The 15,461-nt window shown below is 53.1% G+C and carries 16 protein-coding genes and 1 pseudogene; 8 read left to right on the forward strand and 9 right to left on the reverse strand.

Annotation, left to right across the window (positions count from 1 at the left end; genetic code table 11):
• Positions 1-30: 30 nt before the first annotated feature.
• On the reverse strand, positions 31-1,140 hold the full coding sequence (gene livK, locus NNO03_RS02190) for a high-affinity branched-chain amino acid ABC transporter substrate-binding protein LivK (protein WP_271448684.1): 1,110 nt from the start codon (positions 1,138-1,140) through the stop codon (positions 31-33).
• A 423-nt stretch (positions 1,141-1,563) separates the two neighbouring features.
• Between livK and panM the strand changes: the two genes are divergently transcribed.
• Together panM and NNO03_RS02200 are read left to right on the forward strand one after the other, a co-directional pair.
• Positions 1,564-1,947 carry an aspartate 1-decarboxylase autocleavage activator PanM gene (panM, locus tag NNO03_RS02195; RefSeq protein WP_271448771.1) on the forward strand — a complete coding sequence of 128 codons (384 nt, stop codon included), beginning with the start codon at positions 1,564-1,566 and terminating at the stop codon, positions 1,945-1,947.
• A pseudogene (locus tag NNO03_RS02200) lies at positions 1,932-2,059 on the forward strand (hypothetical protein). The gene panM and the pseudogene NNO03_RS02200 overlap by 16 nt, the downstream one beginning before the upstream one ends.
• An 83-nt stretch (positions 2,060-2,142) precedes the next feature.
• On the opposite strand, the gene NNO03_RS02205 reads toward NNO03_RS02200, so the two are convergent.
• From NNO03_RS02205 to ftsY, 5 genes are all read right to left on the reverse strand, one after another.
• The gene (locus NNO03_RS02205; RefSeq protein WP_271448685.1) at positions 2,143-3,246 is read right to left on the reverse strand and encodes a branched-chain amino acid ABC transporter substrate-binding protein; all 1,104 of its coding nucleotides are present in this window, start codon (positions 3,244-3,246) and stop codon (positions 2,143-2,145) included.
• Between the two features lie 320 nt (positions 3,247-3,566).
• Complete coding sequence (gene rpoH / locus NNO03_RS02210) at positions 3,567-4,421, reverse strand: RNA polymerase sigma factor RpoH (protein WP_003023425.1); 855 nt, start codon at positions 4,419-4,421, stop codon at positions 3,567-3,569.
• Positions 4,422-4,674: 253 nt separating this feature from the next.
• A complete protein-coding gene (gene ftsX, locus NNO03_RS02215; RefSeq protein ID WP_202037526.1) occupies positions 4,675-5,733 on the reverse strand; it encodes a permease-like cell division protein FtsX in 1,059 nt (352 codons plus the stop codon).
• Positions 5,726-6,394, reverse strand: a complete 669-nt coding sequence (gene ftsE / locus NNO03_RS02220; RefSeq protein WP_137381973.1) for a cell division ATP-binding protein FtsE — start codon at positions 6,392-6,394, stop codon at positions 5,726-5,728. The genes ftsX and ftsE overlap by 8 nt, the downstream gene beginning before the upstream one ends.
• Before the next feature lie 2 nt (positions 6,395-6,396).
• Positions 6,397-7,929 carry a signal recognition particle-docking protein FtsY gene (gene ftsY / locus NNO03_RS02225; protein ID WP_271448686.1) on the reverse strand — a complete coding sequence of 511 codons (1,533 nt, stop codon included), beginning with the start codon at positions 7,927-7,929 and terminating at the stop codon, positions 6,397-6,399.
• Positions 7,930-8,080: 151 nt separating this feature from the next.
• Between ftsY and rsmD the strand changes: the two genes are divergently transcribed.
• Positions 8,081-8,677, forward strand: a complete 597-nt coding sequence (rsmD, locus tag NNO03_RS02230; RefSeq protein WP_271441315.1) for a 16S rRNA (guanine(966)-N(2))-methyltransferase — start codon at positions 8,081-8,083, stop codon at positions 8,675-8,677.
• Positions 8,667-8,942 (forward strand): DUF1145 family protein, encoded by a 276-nt coding sequence (locus tag NNO03_RS02235; RefSeq protein ID WP_271441314.1) that lies wholly within the window; start codon positions 8,667-8,669, stop codon positions 8,940-8,942. The genes rsmD and NNO03_RS02235 overlap by 11 nt, the downstream gene beginning before the upstream one ends.
• Before the next feature lie 67 nt (positions 8,943-9,009).
• Here the strand turns inward: NNO03_RS02235 and NNO03_RS02240 are convergent, their stop codons facing one another.
• Complete coding sequence (locus NNO03_RS02240; RefSeq protein WP_202037522.1) at positions 9,010-9,381, reverse strand: DUF2500 domain-containing protein; 372 nt, start codon at positions 9,379-9,381, stop codon at positions 9,010-9,012.
• A 141-nt stretch (positions 9,382-9,522) separates the two neighbouring features.
• On the opposite strand from NNO03_RS02240, the gene NNO03_RS02245 reads away from it, so the two are divergent.
• Together NNO03_RS02245 and zntA are read left to right on the forward strand one after the other, a co-directional pair.
• Positions 9,523-10,149, forward strand: coding sequence for a lysoplasmalogenase (locus NNO03_RS02245; protein WP_137381978.1), 627 nt, complete (start codon positions 9,523-9,525; stop codon positions 10,147-10,149).
• A 75-nt stretch (positions 10,150-10,224) separates the two neighbouring features.
• The gene (gene zntA, locus NNO03_RS02250; protein WP_271448687.1) at positions 10,225-12,423 is read left to right on the forward strand and encodes a Zn(II)/Cd(II)/Pb(II) translocating P-type ATPase ZntA; all 2,199 of its coding nucleotides are present in this window, start codon (positions 10,225-10,227) and stop codon (positions 12,421-12,423) included.
• 77 nt (positions 12,424-12,500) lie between these two features.
• Here the strand turns inward: zntA and tusA are convergent, their stop codons facing one another.
• On the reverse strand, positions 12,501-12,746 hold the full coding sequence (gene tusA, locus NNO03_RS02255) for a sulfurtransferase TusA (protein WP_271448688.1): 246 nt from the start codon (positions 12,744-12,746) through the stop codon (positions 12,501-12,503).
• 168 nt (positions 12,747-12,914) lie between these two features.
• Between tusA and NNO03_RS02260 the strand changes: the two genes are divergently transcribed.
• Both NNO03_RS02260 and NNO03_RS02265 read left to right on the forward strand, forming a co-directional pair.
• Positions 12,915-13,580, forward strand: a complete 666-nt coding sequence (locus tag NNO03_RS02260) for a 7-cyano-7-deazaguanine/7-aminomethyl-7-deazaguanine transporter (RefSeq protein WP_271448689.1) — start codon at positions 12,915-12,917, stop codon at positions 13,578-13,580.
• Between the two features lie 72 nt (positions 13,581-13,652).
• On the forward strand, positions 13,653-14,210 hold the full coding sequence (locus NNO03_RS02265; protein ID WP_005121574.1) for a DcrB family lipoprotein: 558 nt from the start codon (positions 13,653-13,655) through the stop codon (positions 14,208-14,210).
• 3 nt (positions 14,211-14,213) lie between these two features.
• Here NNO03_RS02265 and NNO03_RS02270 read toward each other — a convergent pair whose 3' ends face one another.
• A complete protein-coding gene (locus NNO03_RS02270) occupies positions 14,214-15,431 on the reverse strand; it encodes an MFS transporter (RefSeq protein ID WP_271448690.1) in 1,218 nt (405 codons plus the stop codon).
• Between the last annotated feature and the right edge of the window lie 30 nt (positions 15,432-15,461).

Here is a 15,461-nt window from a genome sequence, read left to right on the forward strand (position 1 = left end):
ACGGGCGGTGGGATAACGCGTCTTCAGGTATTACTTCGCGACGGTCGATGAACCATCCGCGTGCCACTGGAAGACACCAAACTCAAATCCCTTCAAATCGCCTTTTTCGTCCCATTTCAGCGGCCCAATCACGGTATCAGCCCCGTGTGCTTTCAGATCTTTCACCAGGTCTAACGGCTCTTTGCTACCGCTACGATCCATCGCTGTCGCCAGTGACTGAACGGCTGCATAGGTGATCCATACGTAAGGTCCGGTTGGATCTTTCTTGTCAGCGTTGAGCGCATTGACGATAGCTTTATTCGCCGGGTCCTGGTCATAGCGTTTTGGCATAGTAACCAACATGCCTTCCGCGGCATCACCGGCAATGTTAGACAGTGAGGCATTGCCTACACCTTCTGGTCCCATAAACTGCGTCTTCAGGCCAACTGAACGCGCCTGACGCAGCATTTGCCCCATTTCCGGGTAGTAGCCACCGTAATAAACGAAGTCGATATTTTCTTTTTTCAGGCGGGCGATCAGCGCAGAAAAATCTTTCTCCCCGGCGGTGATCCCATCAAAGAAGACGATGTTGGCTTTACCTGCTTTCAGGCTGTCCTGCACCGAACGCGCCAGGCCTTCACCGTACTGCTGTTTGTCATGAATGATGGCGATACGCTGTGGTTTCACCTTCTCCAGGATGTATTTCGCGGCAGTCGGCCCCTGAGAGGAATCCAGACCCGCGGTGCGCATGATGTGCGCGTAACCACGCTGCGTCAGTTCCGGGTTAGTCGCTCCCGGAGAAATCATCAGAATGCCTTCATCTTCGTAAATATCTGATGCCGGTTGAGTCGATGAAGAACACAGGTGACCAATTACGTACTGAATGCCGTCATTGACGATTTTGTTCGCGACGGCAACGGCCTGTTTCGGATCGCAGGCATCGTCATATTCCACGGCAACCAGCTTGTCGCCTTTGATCCCGCCTTTGGCATTGATATCTTTAATCGCCTGGCGTGCGCCATTAAATTCCATATCGCCCCACTGCGCGACCGGACCTGACATCGCGCCAACAACAGCGACCTTGATATCCTCCGCCATAACAGCGTGCGACATTGCCAGTGCTATCACCCCTGCGATGATTGTTTTCGCATTCCGTTTCATTACCTGAATCCCCATTCGTGACGTAATTAATATTTTGTATTTATATGGTTAAAAAGCAGACTGTGCTTTTTTTGAACTGTACTATTTTTACCAGTCTCATTAATGGTTTAGCACAGTTTTTTAAGCAAAATCAGGCTAAAATCTCTATATTTCAGTCGATTAAGAAAAGATAATATTCTGCTTTTCACTATAGATAAACAAAAAAAAGTGCGTTTGTCAGCATAAAATAACGGTACAAAGAGCCGAATAAAATGCTGCATTCCAGGGTATTATTCTGCCTGTTTTTCAATCTTTGCTGTTTCAAACTGCCATTACTGTTGTCACAAAACGATTAACCTGGTTAATCGCATAAAAAAGAGAAAGCATCCGAGTAAATTATTTCGGTACACTGATTCCATCTTTTGTGATTTGGACATGCTGTTAATGAAGCTGACCATCGTTCGTTTAGAAAACTTCAGTGCTCAGGATCTCATCGATCTTGGCAAAATCTGGCCGGAATATTCCGTCTCATCATTAAGCGTAGATGAAACGCACCGGATCTATGCCGCACGCTTTAACGAGCGCCTGCTTGGCGCAGTACGCGTCACCCTGAGCGGTACGCAAGGCGCGCTGGATTCCTTACGCGTACGCGATATCACCCGTCGTCGTGGCGTTGGGCAGTATTTGGTTGAAGAAACTCTCCGCGAAAACCCGGACGTGAGTTCATGGTGGATGGCGGATGTTGGCGTTGAAGACCGCAGCGTGATGGCGGCGTTTATGCAGGCGTTAGGGTTTACAGCGCAGGCGGATGGCTGGGAAAAAAGATAAAAAAGCCGGATGGCGCTGACGCTTATCCGGCCTACATGCTGGGAGCAAAAAATAAAAAACCATCTCGCAATTTTCCAAGAATTTCACGTTGCAGGAAGGCGGCAAGTTATGAAGTCCCCGGGAGCTTACATAAGTAAGTGACCGGGGTTGAATAACGTAGCCAACGCATCTGCAGCGCGAAAGGCGCCGGGAAAATTATTTGGCATCTGTAGCCGTACCATTAGCATGCCAGTCAAACACGCCAAATTCGAAGCCTTTCAGATCGCCTTTCGCATCCCATGACAGCGGCCCCATCACGGTTTCCACTGAGTTTGCTTTCAGGTATTTGGCAATTTCAGCCGGATCGTCAGACTGGTTCAGACCGGCCTGCAAAGACTGCAGTGCGGCGTAGGTCGTCCACACAAATGCACCGCTTGGGTCCTGTTTCTTGGCTTTGATCGCATCCACAATCGGTTTGTTCGCCGGTACCTGGTCGTAGTTCTTCGGCTTAGTCACCAGCAAACCTTCTGCCGATTCACCCGCAATGTTAGACAGCGACACGTTCGCGACCCCTTCAGGCCCCATAAACTGGGTCTTCAGGCCTGCGGCACGAGACTGGCGCAGGATCTGGCCCATTTCCGGGTGATAACCGCCGTAGTAAACAAAATCGATGTTCTCTTTCTTCAGACGCGCCACCAGCGTAGAGAAGTCTTTCTCACCGGCGGTGATCCCGTCGAAGAACACCACGTCAGCGTTGGCTTTCTTGAGGTTGTCCTGCACGGAGCGCGCCAGGCCTTCGCCGTACTGCTGTTTGTCGTGAACGATAGCAATACGCTTCGGTTTCACTTTTTCAACGATATATTTGGCGGCCGTTGGGCCCTGATCGGAATCCAGGCCGGTGGTACGCATCACCAGTTTATAGCCGCGCGCGGTGAGTTCCGGTGCCGTTGCCGCAGGGGTGATCATCAGAATACCTTCGTCTTCATAGATATCTGACGCAGGTTGAGTGGAAGACGAGCACAGGTGGCCAATAACATATTTAATCCCGTCGTTGACCACTTTGTTAGCAACCGCTACCGCTTGTTTCGGGTCACAGGCATCGTCATATTTCACCATGACCAGTTTGTCGCCCTTCACGCCGCCCTTGGCGTTGATATCTGCAATGGCCTGTTCTGCGCCGGTAAATTCCTGATCGCCATACTGCGCCACCGGGCCGGACATCGCGCCGACGACGGCAACTTTAATATCCTTAGCAAAGGCCATATTGCTCAAAGACAGGGCGATACATCCTGCCAATAACGCTTTACCCTTCATATTCATCCTGACAATCCCCATTATTGTGGTTATTACGTGTGTTGTGATGTTGTTGTTCAGCACTTTATATCGATTATTGGATAGCTACCCGTGCTTTAGCAGCATACTCTGCTAAAACATACCCGATTTTTATTATTTTGGAATAGCTAAATTTACATCCGGATAACAAATTCGTATTGGGGGAGAGGAGGAAAGGAAAGGACGTAGGCCCGATAAGCAAAGCGCCATCGGGCAAACATTTTGCCGGATGGCGACGTAAACGCCTTATCCGGCCTAAAAAAAACCCCCGAATTCACATTCGAGGGTTGATTGGCCATTCGTGAAAATTACGCTTCGATTGCAGCGCGCAGTTTTTTCATGGCGTTCTTTTCAAGCTGACGAACACGTTCAGCGGAAACGCCGTAGCGATCGGCCAGTTCCTGCAACGTAGACTTGTTGTCTTCGTCCAGCCAGCGGGCGCGGATAATATCCTGGCTACGCTCGTCCAGACCTTCCATTGCGTGAGTCAGCTTGTTCGCGGCCTGATCTTCCCAGTTATCCTCTTCAATGCCATCAGCAAAGTTGGAGGATTTATCCTGCAGATACAGAACCGGAGCCATCGGCTGGCTGTCGGACTCGTCGTCCGAAGACATGTCAAACGTCATGTCCTGCGCCGCCATACGGGATTCCATTTCGCGCACGTCTTTGCTGGAAACGCCCAGCTCGCGGGCAACCATTTCCACTTCATCCTGATTAAACCAGCCCAGACGCTGCTTGGTTTTGCGCAGGTTAAAGAACAGCTTACGCTGTGCTTTGGTGGTCGCGACCTTCACGATACGCCAGTTACGCAAAACGTATTCGTGGATCTCAGCTTTGATCCAGTGCACGGCGAAGGAAACCAGGCGCACACCCACTTCCGGGTTGAATCGACGCACGGCTTTCATCAGGCCGATATTACCTTCCTGAATCAGATCCGCCTGCGGCAGGCCATAGCCCGCGTAGTTACGAGCAACATGAACAACAAAGCGCAGGTGAGACAGGATCAGCGTTTTAGCTGCTTCCAGATCGCCCTGGTAATGCAGCTTTTCAGCCAGCGCCCGCTCCTCGTCAGCCGACAACATCGGCCACGCGTTCGCAGCCCGGATGTAAGACTCCAGGTTACCAACAGGGGCTAAAGCTAAATTTTGCATTTCTTTGGTCATTCAAATCCTCTCAATCTTTGTCATCTGGCGTTGGTAAAAACCAATAGCAACAACCATGCCAGAGCTTATGAGCAACGAGAATATCATTCAATCTTTTATCAGACAGTGATTTTATCCACAAGTTCCATGTCGTAATGTGTATAAATTACGCACAAAATGTGACATCACGATGAATGCGCCGGGAAGAGAAAACAGGGCTCTTTCCCTGCAGAGCGAACTACTCAGTGCAGGGAAAGATTATACCAGAGATTTTTTAATCGGGGGTAAAGTGGCGTAAATGTTGAACCGTGGCAAGCCAGGCTGCCACCCAGCCAATCATTGAGCATACCAGCAGGAGTAGCAGGCACTCATCGAATGATAAGCCATTGATATCAAACTTCGTTCCAAAAATTTGCGCCACTTCCGTGACCGCTGACGACAGTCGCATCACCAAAATTTCTGACAAAATCAGTGAAAGAAATGCGCCAGAAAAACCGAGCAGTGCGCCGCCGTAGAGGAACGGACGCAGGATAAATCCATCCGTTGCACCAATCAGTTTCTGCACGTTAATGGTATCGCGACGCGCAAAAATGCTCAGACGCACACTGTTACCGATGACCAGGAAGACCGCCGCAACCATCAGCACGCCAATCATCGCTGACACACGACCGACCAGGCCCGTTAACGCCGCCAGTCGCGCAAACCAGCTGTCATCCATGCGAACTTCATCGATACCGTTGATTTGTGCAATGCGATCACGCAGCGTGTTCAGTGATTCCGTGCCCTGGAAATCCAGTTTCGGAATCACCACCGCCACGGCCGGAAGTGGGTTTTCTTCCAGCATATCCAGCGCGCCGCCAAAGCCGGACCAGTTACGGAATTCGCCCAGCGCATCGTCACGGGAGAGGTAATTCACTTTCTCCACGCCCTGCTCGGCCTGTAACTGCCCCACCACACGTGCCGCCGCATCATCATCCAGCGTTTTTTGCAGATATACGGTGATCTGCGGGGACGGGTAATACTGGCTTGCCGCCTGGTTCACGTTCTTGTAGACCATGTAACAAACGCTTGGCAACGTCAGTGAGATAGCGATAACCATCACCGTCAGGAACGTCGCCAGCGGTTTACTTTTCAGGTCCTGCAACGCCCCCTGGAACGCATAGCGCACTTGCTCGTTAAAGACGTTGGTTTTACGCGAGTTCGGTTTTGGCGACGCTTTCGCACGTTTTGGCGCGTTGCGACCGCCCTCTCCGGGCGCACCGCCCGATTTACGGAAACGATCCAGTCGTCCACCGAACTGTTTGATTTGATTGATAGCGTCGCGTCTATTCATTCACCAGGCCTCCGTGCAGGTGTCCGTCACTCAGGACAAGCTGGCGATAAGAACGACGGGAGATCAGCCCAATATCGTGCGTCGCCATTAATACCGTTACCCCGACGCGATTAAACTCTTCGAACAGACGCAGGATCCCTTCTGACAGCGCGTCATCCAGGTTCCCCGTCGGTTCATCCGCCAGCAGTACCGCAGGCTTGTTCACCACCGCGCGGGCGATGCCCACACGCTGCTGTTCACCGCCGGAGAGTTGAATCGGGAAGTTTTTCGCTTTGTCCAACAGCCCGACTTTATCCAGCGCCGCCGACACGCGACGACGAATATCGTCACCGCTGGCACCCGCAATGATCAGTGGGATTGCCACGTTGTCGAAGACGGTTCTGTCCATCAACAGGTGGTGATCCTGAAAAATCATGCCGATCTGGCGACGCAGAAACGGCACCTCACGGTTTTTCAAACGGCTGATGTCGTGCCCGCTGAAGTAGATCTTCCCGGCGCTGGGCCGTTCAATTCCACAGATCAGCTTCAGCAGGGTACTTTTACCCGCGCCGGAGTGGCCGGTCAGAAACGCCATCTCGCCAGGCTGCATATGGAATGTGACTCCCTGCAGCGCTTGTCTCCCACCGAGATAGGCCTTGCTGACATGTTCAAAGCGAATCATTGTTAATCCTCTCGGGCAAAAAGTGCCTCTATAAAATCGCCCGCTTTAAACGGACGTAAATCCTCGATACGTTCGCCCACACCGATATAGCGGATAGGGATGCCAAACTGATCGGCAACCGAGAAAATGACCCCACCTTTCGCCGTTCCGTCCAGCTTGGTCAGGGTGATACCGGTTAAACCCACCGCTTCATGGAACAGTTTGGCCTGGCTTATCGCATTCTGCCCAGTGCTGGCATCGATAGTCAGCATAACTTCATGCGGCGCATCTTCGTCCAGCTTCTTCATCACACGAACGATTTTTTTCAATTCTTCCATCAGGTGCGATTTATTCTGCAAACGCCCTGCGGTATCAGCGATCAGCACATCTACGTTTCGCGCCTTCGCCGCCTGAATGGCGTCAAAGATAACGGAGGCAGAATCCGCACCGGTATGCTGAGCAATCACCGGAATATTGTTACGCTGACCCCAGACCTGCAACTGCTCTACCGCCGCGGCACGGAAAGTATCGCCCGCCGCCAACATCACTGATTTACCCTGCTGCTCAAACTGACGCGCCAGCTTGCCAATGGTGGTGGTTTTACCCACGCCGTTAACACCAACCATTAAGATAACAAATGGCGTTTTACCCTCAACATTCAGCGGTTCATCAACTTTAGCCAGAATCTCGCCCATCTCATCTTTCAGCAGGCCGTACAACGCTTCTGCATCTTTGAGCTGCTTGCGGCTGGCGCCTTCCGTCAGATTCGCAATGATCTTGCGGGTCGTTTCTACGCCCACATCGGCGATCAGCAGTTGCTCTTCCAACTCTTCAAACAGATCATCGTCGATCTTTTTACCACGGAACAGACTGATAAATCCGGAACCGAGGTTTTCTTTGGTTTTCAGAAGGCTACGCTTCAGGCGCGCAAAGAAACCTTCTTTCGTCGGTTTTTCCTGCTCCTGCACAGCGTCTTCTACCACCGCCTCTTCTGCTGCTGGCGTGTCTTCAACAGGCTCAACAATCGCGGCATCTTCAGCAATTTCTTCCACCGCTTCAGCTGCCAACGCCTGTGCTTCCAGCTCTTCATCAGTTAGCTGTGGCTCGTTTTCAGCTTCTTCTTCAACTGCCTCAACAATTTCAACGGTTTCCGCTTCAGCCAGCCACTCTTCTGGTGAAACGTCTTCGGCTTTAACCTCTTCCGGCAGCGGTAATTCTTCGTGTTCGGTCACTGCCGCGGGTGCCGGTGTTTCCACTATGGATTCAACGACCGGTTCAACGTCCGGTTGCTGTTGCTCGGCAACGGGTTCTTCTTCCGGCTGCAGTTTTTCAATTTCCGCAACCTGTTCAGTGACTTCAACAACTTCAGCTGCAAAGGCTTCTGTTTCCGCCTCGCTATGCGTTTCCTGCGCGCGTGACGGCTCATCAACGACGGTAGCTTCTTCAGTAACCGGTTGTTGTTCTTCGTTTTTTAGTTCTGTCTCGTTTTCCGGTGCCTGCTCTTTTTGACCAAAGCCCAGCCAGGAAAAAAAGCCACGTTTTTTCTCTTTCGCCATTTGCGACTACACTCCCCCGCTGTTGCTTCATGGCACAGCGTCAACGCTATGTACATAGCAGCTAAAAAAATGATGAAATAGTCTATCACTTAACTTAACTCACATCACCGCCTGGAATGACATGCTATAGGCGGATTGAGCAATAATAGAAATGAAAAAACCGAATCACTCAGGCAGCGGTCAGATCCGCATTATTGGCGGGCAATGGCGAGGCCGTAAACTCCCGGTTCCGGACAGTCCGGGTCTACGCCCAACGACCGACCGTGTACGCGAAACGCTGTTTAACTGGCTGGCCCCGGTGATGGTCGATGCTCGTTGCCTTGATTGCTTTGCTGGCAGCGGCGCATTGGCTCTGGAAGCACTCTCCCGCTATGCGGCAGATGCCACGCTTCTGGAGATGGATCGCGCGGTTTCGCAGCAGTTACAAAAAAATCTCGCCACGCTGAAGGCAACACATGCCCGCGTCATCAACACCAACACCCTGACGTTTTTAGCCCAGACGGGTACGCCGCATAACGTAGTGTTTGTTGATCCACCGTTTCGCAAAGGATTACTGGAAGAAACATTAACACTTCTGGAAACTCGCGGCTGGCTGGCAAACGAAGCGTATATTTACGTTGAAAGCGAAGTCGAAAACGGCCTGCCTGTTGTTCCGGTTAACTGGTCGTTGTACCGCGAAAAAGTGGCTGGGCAGGTTGCTTATCGCCTGTATCAACGTGAAGCACAAGGAGAGCAACATGCTGATTAATCTGGGACGTCTGTTAATGCTGTGCGTCTGGGCATTCCTGCTCCTGAATATTTTTCAACCGTTCCCACGTCCGCTCAATATCTTCGTGAATGTGGCGTTGGTGTTTATGGTGCTGATGCACGGCATGCAGTTGGCGCTGCTGAAATCCACCATGCCGAAAGATGGCCCGCAAATGACCAACGGTGAGAAAATCCGTATTTTTCTGTTTGGCGTATTTGAGTTGCTGGTGTGGCAGAAGAAGATTAAGAGCCAGTTGAAGAAATAAATTGAGATCCCTTCGCCCGGTGGCGCTCTGTTTACCGGGCCTACGGACTTGTAGGCCGGATAAGGCATCAGCCGCCATCCGGCATTCGTTGGGTAAAATCAACAAAGCGCGAACCCTTGTAGCTCAGCGTGCCTTTGTCGCCAACCGTTAACGCATGATACTGCTGGGCATCAAGACGGAACGTCTGCTCCAGGCCGCCGCTTTGCGGTTTGAAGCTGGCTTCATAGCGCATACTGGTGCCCGCTGGCGTCACTTCCTGTTGACGTGAGCGCCGGTCATTTAGCGGCTTCTCTCGCTTATTACTCACCACCACCCTCTTTTGCACCAACGGTGCAGCATCATTTTCCGCTTTTTCCCGCCGCTGCTGGACAAAGCGAAACGACGCGGCAATAACGATTAAGACAATGATCACAATAAAAAAAAGGGGTGGCTTACTCATATTATTAACCCATCAGAAAATGCGGAAATAAGCATACCTTGCCTGTTATGGTGTTGTCATCTGGCGGTATCGGACTCTACACTGGTCAATAGAGCCGTAAGCACCCCGCTTACGAAAAAATAACGAATTCAAGGAACTAAGATGCTTTGGTCGTTTATCGCTGTTTGTCTTTCCGCATGGTTGTTCGTGGATGCTTCCTATCGTGGGCCCGCCTGGCAACGCTGGGTCTTTAAACCCCTGACGTTATTGCTCCTGCTGCTGCTGGCCTGGCAGGCGCCAATGTTTAACGCCATCAGCTACCTGGTACTGGCCGGCTTGCTTGCCTCGCTGCTGGGTGATGCGTTGACGCTATTGCCACGTCAACGTCTGTTGTACGCCATTGGCGCGTTTTTCCTGTCGCACCTGCTGTATACCATTTACTTCGCCAGCCAAATGACGCTGTCGTTCTTCTGGCCTTTACCGCTGGTGCTGCTGGTGTTAGGTGCGTTGCTGATCGCCGTGATCTGGACGCGCCTGGAAGAACTGCGTATCGCCATATGTACCTTTGTCGGTATTACTCTGATGATGGTCTGGATGGCAGGCGAACTGTGGTTCTTCCGCCCGACCGCGCCGGCGCTGTCCGCATTTTTGGGGGCCTCTCTCCTGTTCATCGGCAACATTGTCTGGCTGGGGAGCCATTACCGTTACCGCTTCCGCGCGGACAACGCGATTGCGGCGGCTTGCTACTTCGCCGGGCATTTCCTGATTGTTCGTTCGCTGTATCTTTAAAAACCCTTGACTCTGGAGTCGACTCCAGAGTGTATCCTCCGGTTAATACGAAATGATTATCAATCGGAGGATGCCATGTCGACACCAGAGGCCAATGGCAAAAAAGCCCCACAGTTCTCTTCATTCAAGCTCGCGCCTGCACCGCAGAAAGCTGATGACTGCTGCTGTGAAGGCAGTTGCTCAACCCCACCACCCGTTTCTGCAACCGTATTAGGTACTCGCTATTCCTGGAAAGTCGCGGGCATGGATTGCGCGGCCTGTGCGCGTAAAGTCGAAAATGCGGTCCGCCAGGTCAGCGGCGTTAACCAGGTTCAGGTTCTGTTCGCTACCGAAAAGCTGGTGGTGGATGCCGGTTACGATGTCCGCCAGCAAATTGAAAGCGCAGTGCAGAAAGCCGGCTACACCCTGCGCGATGAGCAGGCGCCAGAAGAAGCCCCCGAATCACGGTTTAAAGAAAATCTGCCGCTGATTTCATTGATTATCATGATGGCCATCAGTTGGGGACTGGAGCAGTTCAATCACCCCTTCGGCCAGATAGCCTTTATCGCCACCACACTGGTGGGTCTGTACCCCATTGCACGTCAGGCGCTGCGCCTGATGAAGACCGGTAGCTACTTTGCCATTGAAACGCTGATGAGCGTCGCCGCCATCGGGGCATTGTTTATCGGTGCAACGGCGGAAGCGGCCATGGTACTGCTGTTGTTTTTAATTGGTGAGCGCCTGGAAGGATGGGCTGCCAGCCGGGCCCGCAAAGGGGTCAGTGCGCTAATGGCGCTGAAGCCGGAAACCGCCACACGCCTGCGTAACGGCGAGCGTGAAGAGGTTGCTATTAATGCCCTACAGCCAGGCGACATCATTGAAGTTGCCGCCGGAGGACGTTTACCCGCCGACGCTAAACTGGTTTCGGGTTTTGCCAGCTTTGATGAAAGTGCATTGACGGGTGAATCTATTCCGGTTGAGCGGGCATTGGGCGAAAAAGTCCCGGCAGGTGCCACCAGCGTAGACCGACTGGTCACTCTCGAGGTTCTCTCTGAACCCGGTGCCAGCGCGATTGACCGTATTTTGAAACTGATTGAAGAGGCCGAAGAGCGTCGCGCCCCTATAGAGCGTTTTATTGATCGCTTCAGCCGGATTTATACCCCGGCCATCATGGCGATTGCCTTGCTGGTCACGCTCGTACCGCCGCTGCTGTTTGCCGCTTCCTGGCAGGAATGGATTTATAAAGGGCTAACGCTGCTGCTGATCGGTTGTCCGTGTGCACTGGTTATTTCAACCCCTGCCGCAATCACTTCCGGATTAGCCGCAGCGGCGCGTCGCGGGGCGTTAATCAAAGGCGGTGCAGCCCTGGAACAGTTGGGCAGAGTCACGCAGGTCGCGTTTGATAAAACCGGCACCCTGACCGTCGGTAAACCGCGCGTCACGGCGATTCATCCGGCAAGTGGGCTAGACGAAGCCGAACTGCTGGTGTTGGCAGCGGCCGTTGAACAAGGTGCAACGCATCCGCTGGCCCAGGCCATTGTCCGTGAAGCACAAACGCGTGAACTGAGTATTCCGCTGGCGACAGAACAGCGTGCGCTGGTTGGCTCAGGGATTGAAGCACAGGTAAACGGCGAGCGCGTACTGATTTGCGCGGCAGGCAAACATCCTGCTGATGCCTTTGCCGGGCAGATAAGCGAACTGGAAAGCGCAGGCCAAACCGTCGTGCTGGTCGTGCGTAACGATGCCGTACTCGGCGTACTGGCCTTGCAGGACACACTGCGCGACGATGCCCGCACCGCCATCAGCGAGCTGAATCAACTCGGTGTGAAAGGGGTGATCCTGACCGGCGACAATCCTCGCGCAGCAGCCGCTATTGCCGCTGAACTGGGGCTTGAATTCAAAGCGGGGCTATTGCCGGAAGATAAAGTGCAGGCCGTTACCCAGCTCAACCAACTGTCACCGCTGGCGATGGTCGGCGATGGGATCAACGACGCGCCGGCGATGAAAGCCGCCACCATCGGCATTGCCATGGGTAGTGGAACCGATGTTGCGCTGGAAACTGCCGATGCGGCCCTGACGCATAACCGTCTGCGTGGCCTGGTGCAAATGATCCAGCTGGCGCGCGCCACCCACGCCAATATTCGACAAAACATTGCGATTGCGTTGGGTCTGAAAGGGATTTTCCTTGTTACCACGCTGCTGGGGATAACCGGATTGTGGCTGGCAGTACTGGCAGATACGGGGGCAACAGTGCTGGTAACCGCCAACGCGCTGCGGTTGTTGCGTAAAGGATAATGTGTGTGTGCCGGATGCGGCGTTGCCTTATCCGGCCTACAGGTTACACAGCGTTAGCGCCATCCGGCATAACAAGATTACTGCCCTTTGCGCACTAAATAGCGGTACGGCAGCGAGTCGGTCTCTTTGGCCACCAGCTCATGTTCCATAAAAGTACAGAAGCTGGGAATATCGCGGGTTGTCGCCGGATCGTCTGCAACAATCAGCAGCGTCTCACCGGCCTGCATACCACGCACGGTTTTACGCACCATCATGACGGGCTCCGGGCAGCGCAGCCCCTGCGCATCAAGAGTATGGTCGGGAGAAGTAAACAGATCGCTCATCGTAGTCTCATTCATACAAAAACGGCGTTATTTTACGCTCTGTTGTGGCGTAAGCCAATCAGGTTAACGATTGCGTGAAAAACAACCATTGCAATGTGTTTTTAAAGCAGTATCATGCGACGGTTTTTTATTGGGTTCCCTCACCCCATCCAACAAAAAGGTCACAATATGACTCCGTTTACACAAAATCAGCGCGTAAAAGCGTTGTTCTGGCTATCGCTATTTCATCTGCTGGTGATCACCTCCAGCAACTATCTGGTGCAGCTTCCGATCTCCATCTTTGGTTTTCATACCACCTGGGGCGCGTTTAGCTTTCCATTTATTTTCCTCGCGACCGATCTGACCGTACGTATCTTTGGCGCACCGCTGGCAAGACGCATCATCTTTGCCGTGATGGTTCCTGCGTTGCTGATCTCATATGGCGTGTCTTCACTGTTCTATATGGGCTCCTGGCAAGGTTTTAATGCACTGCTGCACTTTAACCTGTTTGTCGCCCGTATCGCTGCCGCCAGTTTTATGGCTTACGCGCTGGGACAAATTCTGGATGTGCACGTCTTTAACCGCCTGCGTCAGAACCGTCGCTGGTGGCTCGCGCCTACGGCCTCAACGCTGTTTGGCAACATCAGCGATACGCTGGCGTTCTTCTTTATCGCCTTCTGGCGCAGCCCGGATGCCTTTATGGCCGAGCACTGGATGGAAATCGCGCTTGTCGATTACTGCTTCAAAGTGCTGATCAGCATTATTTTCTTCCTGCCGATGTATGGCGTGTTGCTGAATATGTTGCTGAAAAGGCTGGCAGATAAATCTGAAATCTCTGCATTGCAGACGAGTTAAAGGTTCATTTTCCGAGTTGTGATAAGATGGACGAATGAGCCGTTATGGCCGTTTATCGAAAGGAAGAAGTCAATGCGCAATCTGGTTAAATATGTCGGTATTGGCCTGCTGGTTATGGGGCTTGCGGCCTGTGATAATAGCGATACAAAAGCGCCAGCAGAGGGTGCTGCCGCACAAAGCAGCGCCGCCGGACAACCGGTTAACCTGCTCGACGGCAAACTCAGTTTTTCCCTGCCGGCAGACATGACCGATCAGAGCGGCAAGCTGGGCACTCAGGCCAACAACATGCACGTTTATTCTGACGCAACCGGCCAGAAAGCGGTGATTGTGATTGTCGGTGACGATACCAGTGAAGCACTGCCTGTACTGGCAAAACGTCTGGAAGATCAGCAGCGTAGCCGTGACCCGCAACTGCAGGTGGTCACTAACAAGTCCATTGAGCTGAAAGGCCACACGCTTCAGCAGTTAGACAGCATCATTTCAGCGAAAGGGCAGACTGCCTACTCCTCCGTGGTGTTGGGCAAAGTGGACAACCAACTGCTGACCCTGCAAATCACGCTGCCAGCTGATGATCAACAGAAAGCACAGACCACGGCAGAAAACATCATTAACACGCTGGTTATCCAGTAATCGTTAAGACGATGATGCGGCCTCCGGTGACACCACCTGAGGCCGTTTTTTTAACCGCCATGTCAGCAATAACGCCACCGCCACCAGCCCTGCGGCCGCCAGATAGATAACCGGTACACCCGCCCACGTCATCACCAGTCCCGCCAAAGGCCCGGTGACACCCAGCGACAAATCCATAAATACCGTATAGGTCGCCAGTGCCGCGCCCTGATTCTGCTGCGGGACCGCTTTTACCGCGACCACACCCAGCGCCGGGAAGACTAACGAGAACCCTGCGCCGGCCAGTAGCACGCCGATTTTCGCCATCCACGGCATGGAAGCCATCCCGACCAGCAACAGCCCAACAATTTCGACGCTAAAGCAGATCATCGCGACATTCAGCCCACCTAATCGGTTGATGCCATTTGGGAATAGCAGACGAGTACCGACAAACGTGCAGCTAAATAGCGTCAGCGCGAATGCCGCGCCGTCCCAGCCTTTCGCGTCGTAAAACAGGGTAATAAACGTGGCGATCACCCCAAAGCCGGCAGAGGCCAACGCCAGTGCCATACCGTACGGCCAGACTCGCCCAAGCACCGCGCGAAACGGCAACGGTTTGCCTTTACTGGCTTTCACTGCCGGACGCGGCAGTGCCAGCAATATTGCCAGCAGCGCCACGGCCATCACGGTCAGCGCCAGCCCCTGTAAGCCACCCCAGGCGTAGCACAGCACCCCCAACGGCGCACCGATCGCCATCGCCCCATAGGTGACAATACCGTTCCATGAAATCACCCGTCCAATGTGCATTGAGCCAACCACCCCAACGCCCCACAATGTAGAGCCGGTCCCGGCAAAGCTTTGCCCGATGCCCAGAATCACGCGCCCCAGGCACAGCAGTAATAAACTGGCCAGCGGCCAACCATGAGCGCTCCCTGCCAGCAAATAGCCCAGACCACTTAAAAAACAGCCGCACAGCCCAAATACCACAATCTTTTTCGGCCCCAGCAAATCGGCATAGCGACCGGCATGAGGGCGGCTCAACAACGTCGCGAAGTATTGCAGACTGATAACCAGCCCGGCCCAGAAGGCACTAAATCCCATCACATCATGGACATAACCCGGCAAAACCGCGAGCGGGAGGCCGATGGTCAGATAGCTGGCGAAGTTAAACATCACCACGGAGACAATGCGCAGATTGAGGCGCAATCCGCTCAGCGTCGGTTCAGCGACGGGTTCGGGCATGGAGGGTCACCACATATTCACAACAGTGTT

Origin of the sequence: Citrobacter sp. Igbk 16, from assembly GCF_028069755.1 — a bacterium.
Taxonomy (GTDB): Bacteria; Pseudomonadota; Gammaproteobacteria; order Enterobacterales; family Enterobacteriaceae; genus Citrobacter.

Excerpts from the sequence above, each read along its gene's own strand:
- livK (WP_271448684.1), bottom strand. The coding sequence starts at position 1,140 with ATGAAACGGAATGCGAAAACAATCATCGCAGGGGTGATAGCACTGGCA.
- panM (WP_271448771.1), top strand. The coding sequence starts at position 1,564 with ATGAAGCTGACCATCGTTCGTTTAGAAAACTTCAGTGCTCAGGATCTC.
- NNO03_RS02205 (WP_271448685.1), bottom strand. The coding sequence starts at position 3,246 with ATGAATATGAAGGGTAAAGCGTTATTGGCAGGATGTATCGCCCTGTCT.
- rpoH (WP_003023425.1), bottom strand. The coding sequence starts at position 4,421 with ATGACCAAAGAAATGCAAAATTTAGCTTTAGCCCCTGTTGGTAACCTG.
- ftsX (WP_202037526.1), bottom strand. The coding sequence starts at position 5,733 with ATGAATAGACGCGACGCTATCAATCAAATCAAACAGTTCGGTGGACGA.
- ftsE (WP_137381973.1), bottom strand. The coding sequence starts at position 6,394 with ATGATTCGCTTTGAACATGTCAGCAAGGCCTATCTCGGTGGGAGACAA.
- ftsY (WP_271448686.1), bottom strand. The coding sequence starts at position 7,929 with ATGGCGAAAGAGAAAAAACGTGGCTTTTTTTCCTGGCTGGGCTTTGGT.
- rsmD (WP_271441315.1), top strand. The coding sequence starts at position 8,081 with ATGAAAAAACCGAATCACTCAGGCAGCGGTCAGATCCGCATTATTGGC.
- NNO03_RS02235 (WP_271441314.1), top strand. The coding sequence starts at position 8,667 with ATGCTGATTAATCTGGGACGTCTGTTAATGCTGTGCGTCTGGGCATTC.
- NNO03_RS02240 (WP_202037522.1), bottom strand. The coding sequence starts at position 9,381 with ATGAGTAAGCCACCCCTTTTTTTTATTGTGATCATTGTCTTAATCGTT.
- NNO03_RS02245 (WP_137381978.1), top strand. The coding sequence starts at position 9,523 with ATGCTTTGGTCGTTTATCGCTGTTTGTCTTTCCGCATGGTTGTTCGTG.
- zntA (WP_271448687.1), top strand. The coding sequence starts at position 10,225 with ATGTCGACACCAGAGGCCAATGGCAAAAAAGCCCCACAGTTCTCTTCA.
- tusA (WP_271448688.1), bottom strand. The coding sequence starts at position 12,746 with ATGAGCGATCTGTTTACTTCTCCCGACCATACTCTTGATGCGCAGGGG.
- NNO03_RS02260 (WP_271448689.1), top strand. The coding sequence starts at position 12,915 with ATGACTCCGTTTACACAAAATCAGCGCGTAAAAGCGTTGTTCTGGCTA.
- NNO03_RS02265 (WP_005121574.1), top strand. The coding sequence starts at position 13,653 with ATGCGCAATCTGGTTAAATATGTCGGTATTGGCCTGCTGGTTATGGGG.
- NNO03_RS02270 (WP_271448690.1), bottom strand. The coding sequence starts at position 15,431 with ATGCCCGAACCCGTCGCTGAACCGACGCTGAGCGGATTGCGCCTCAAT.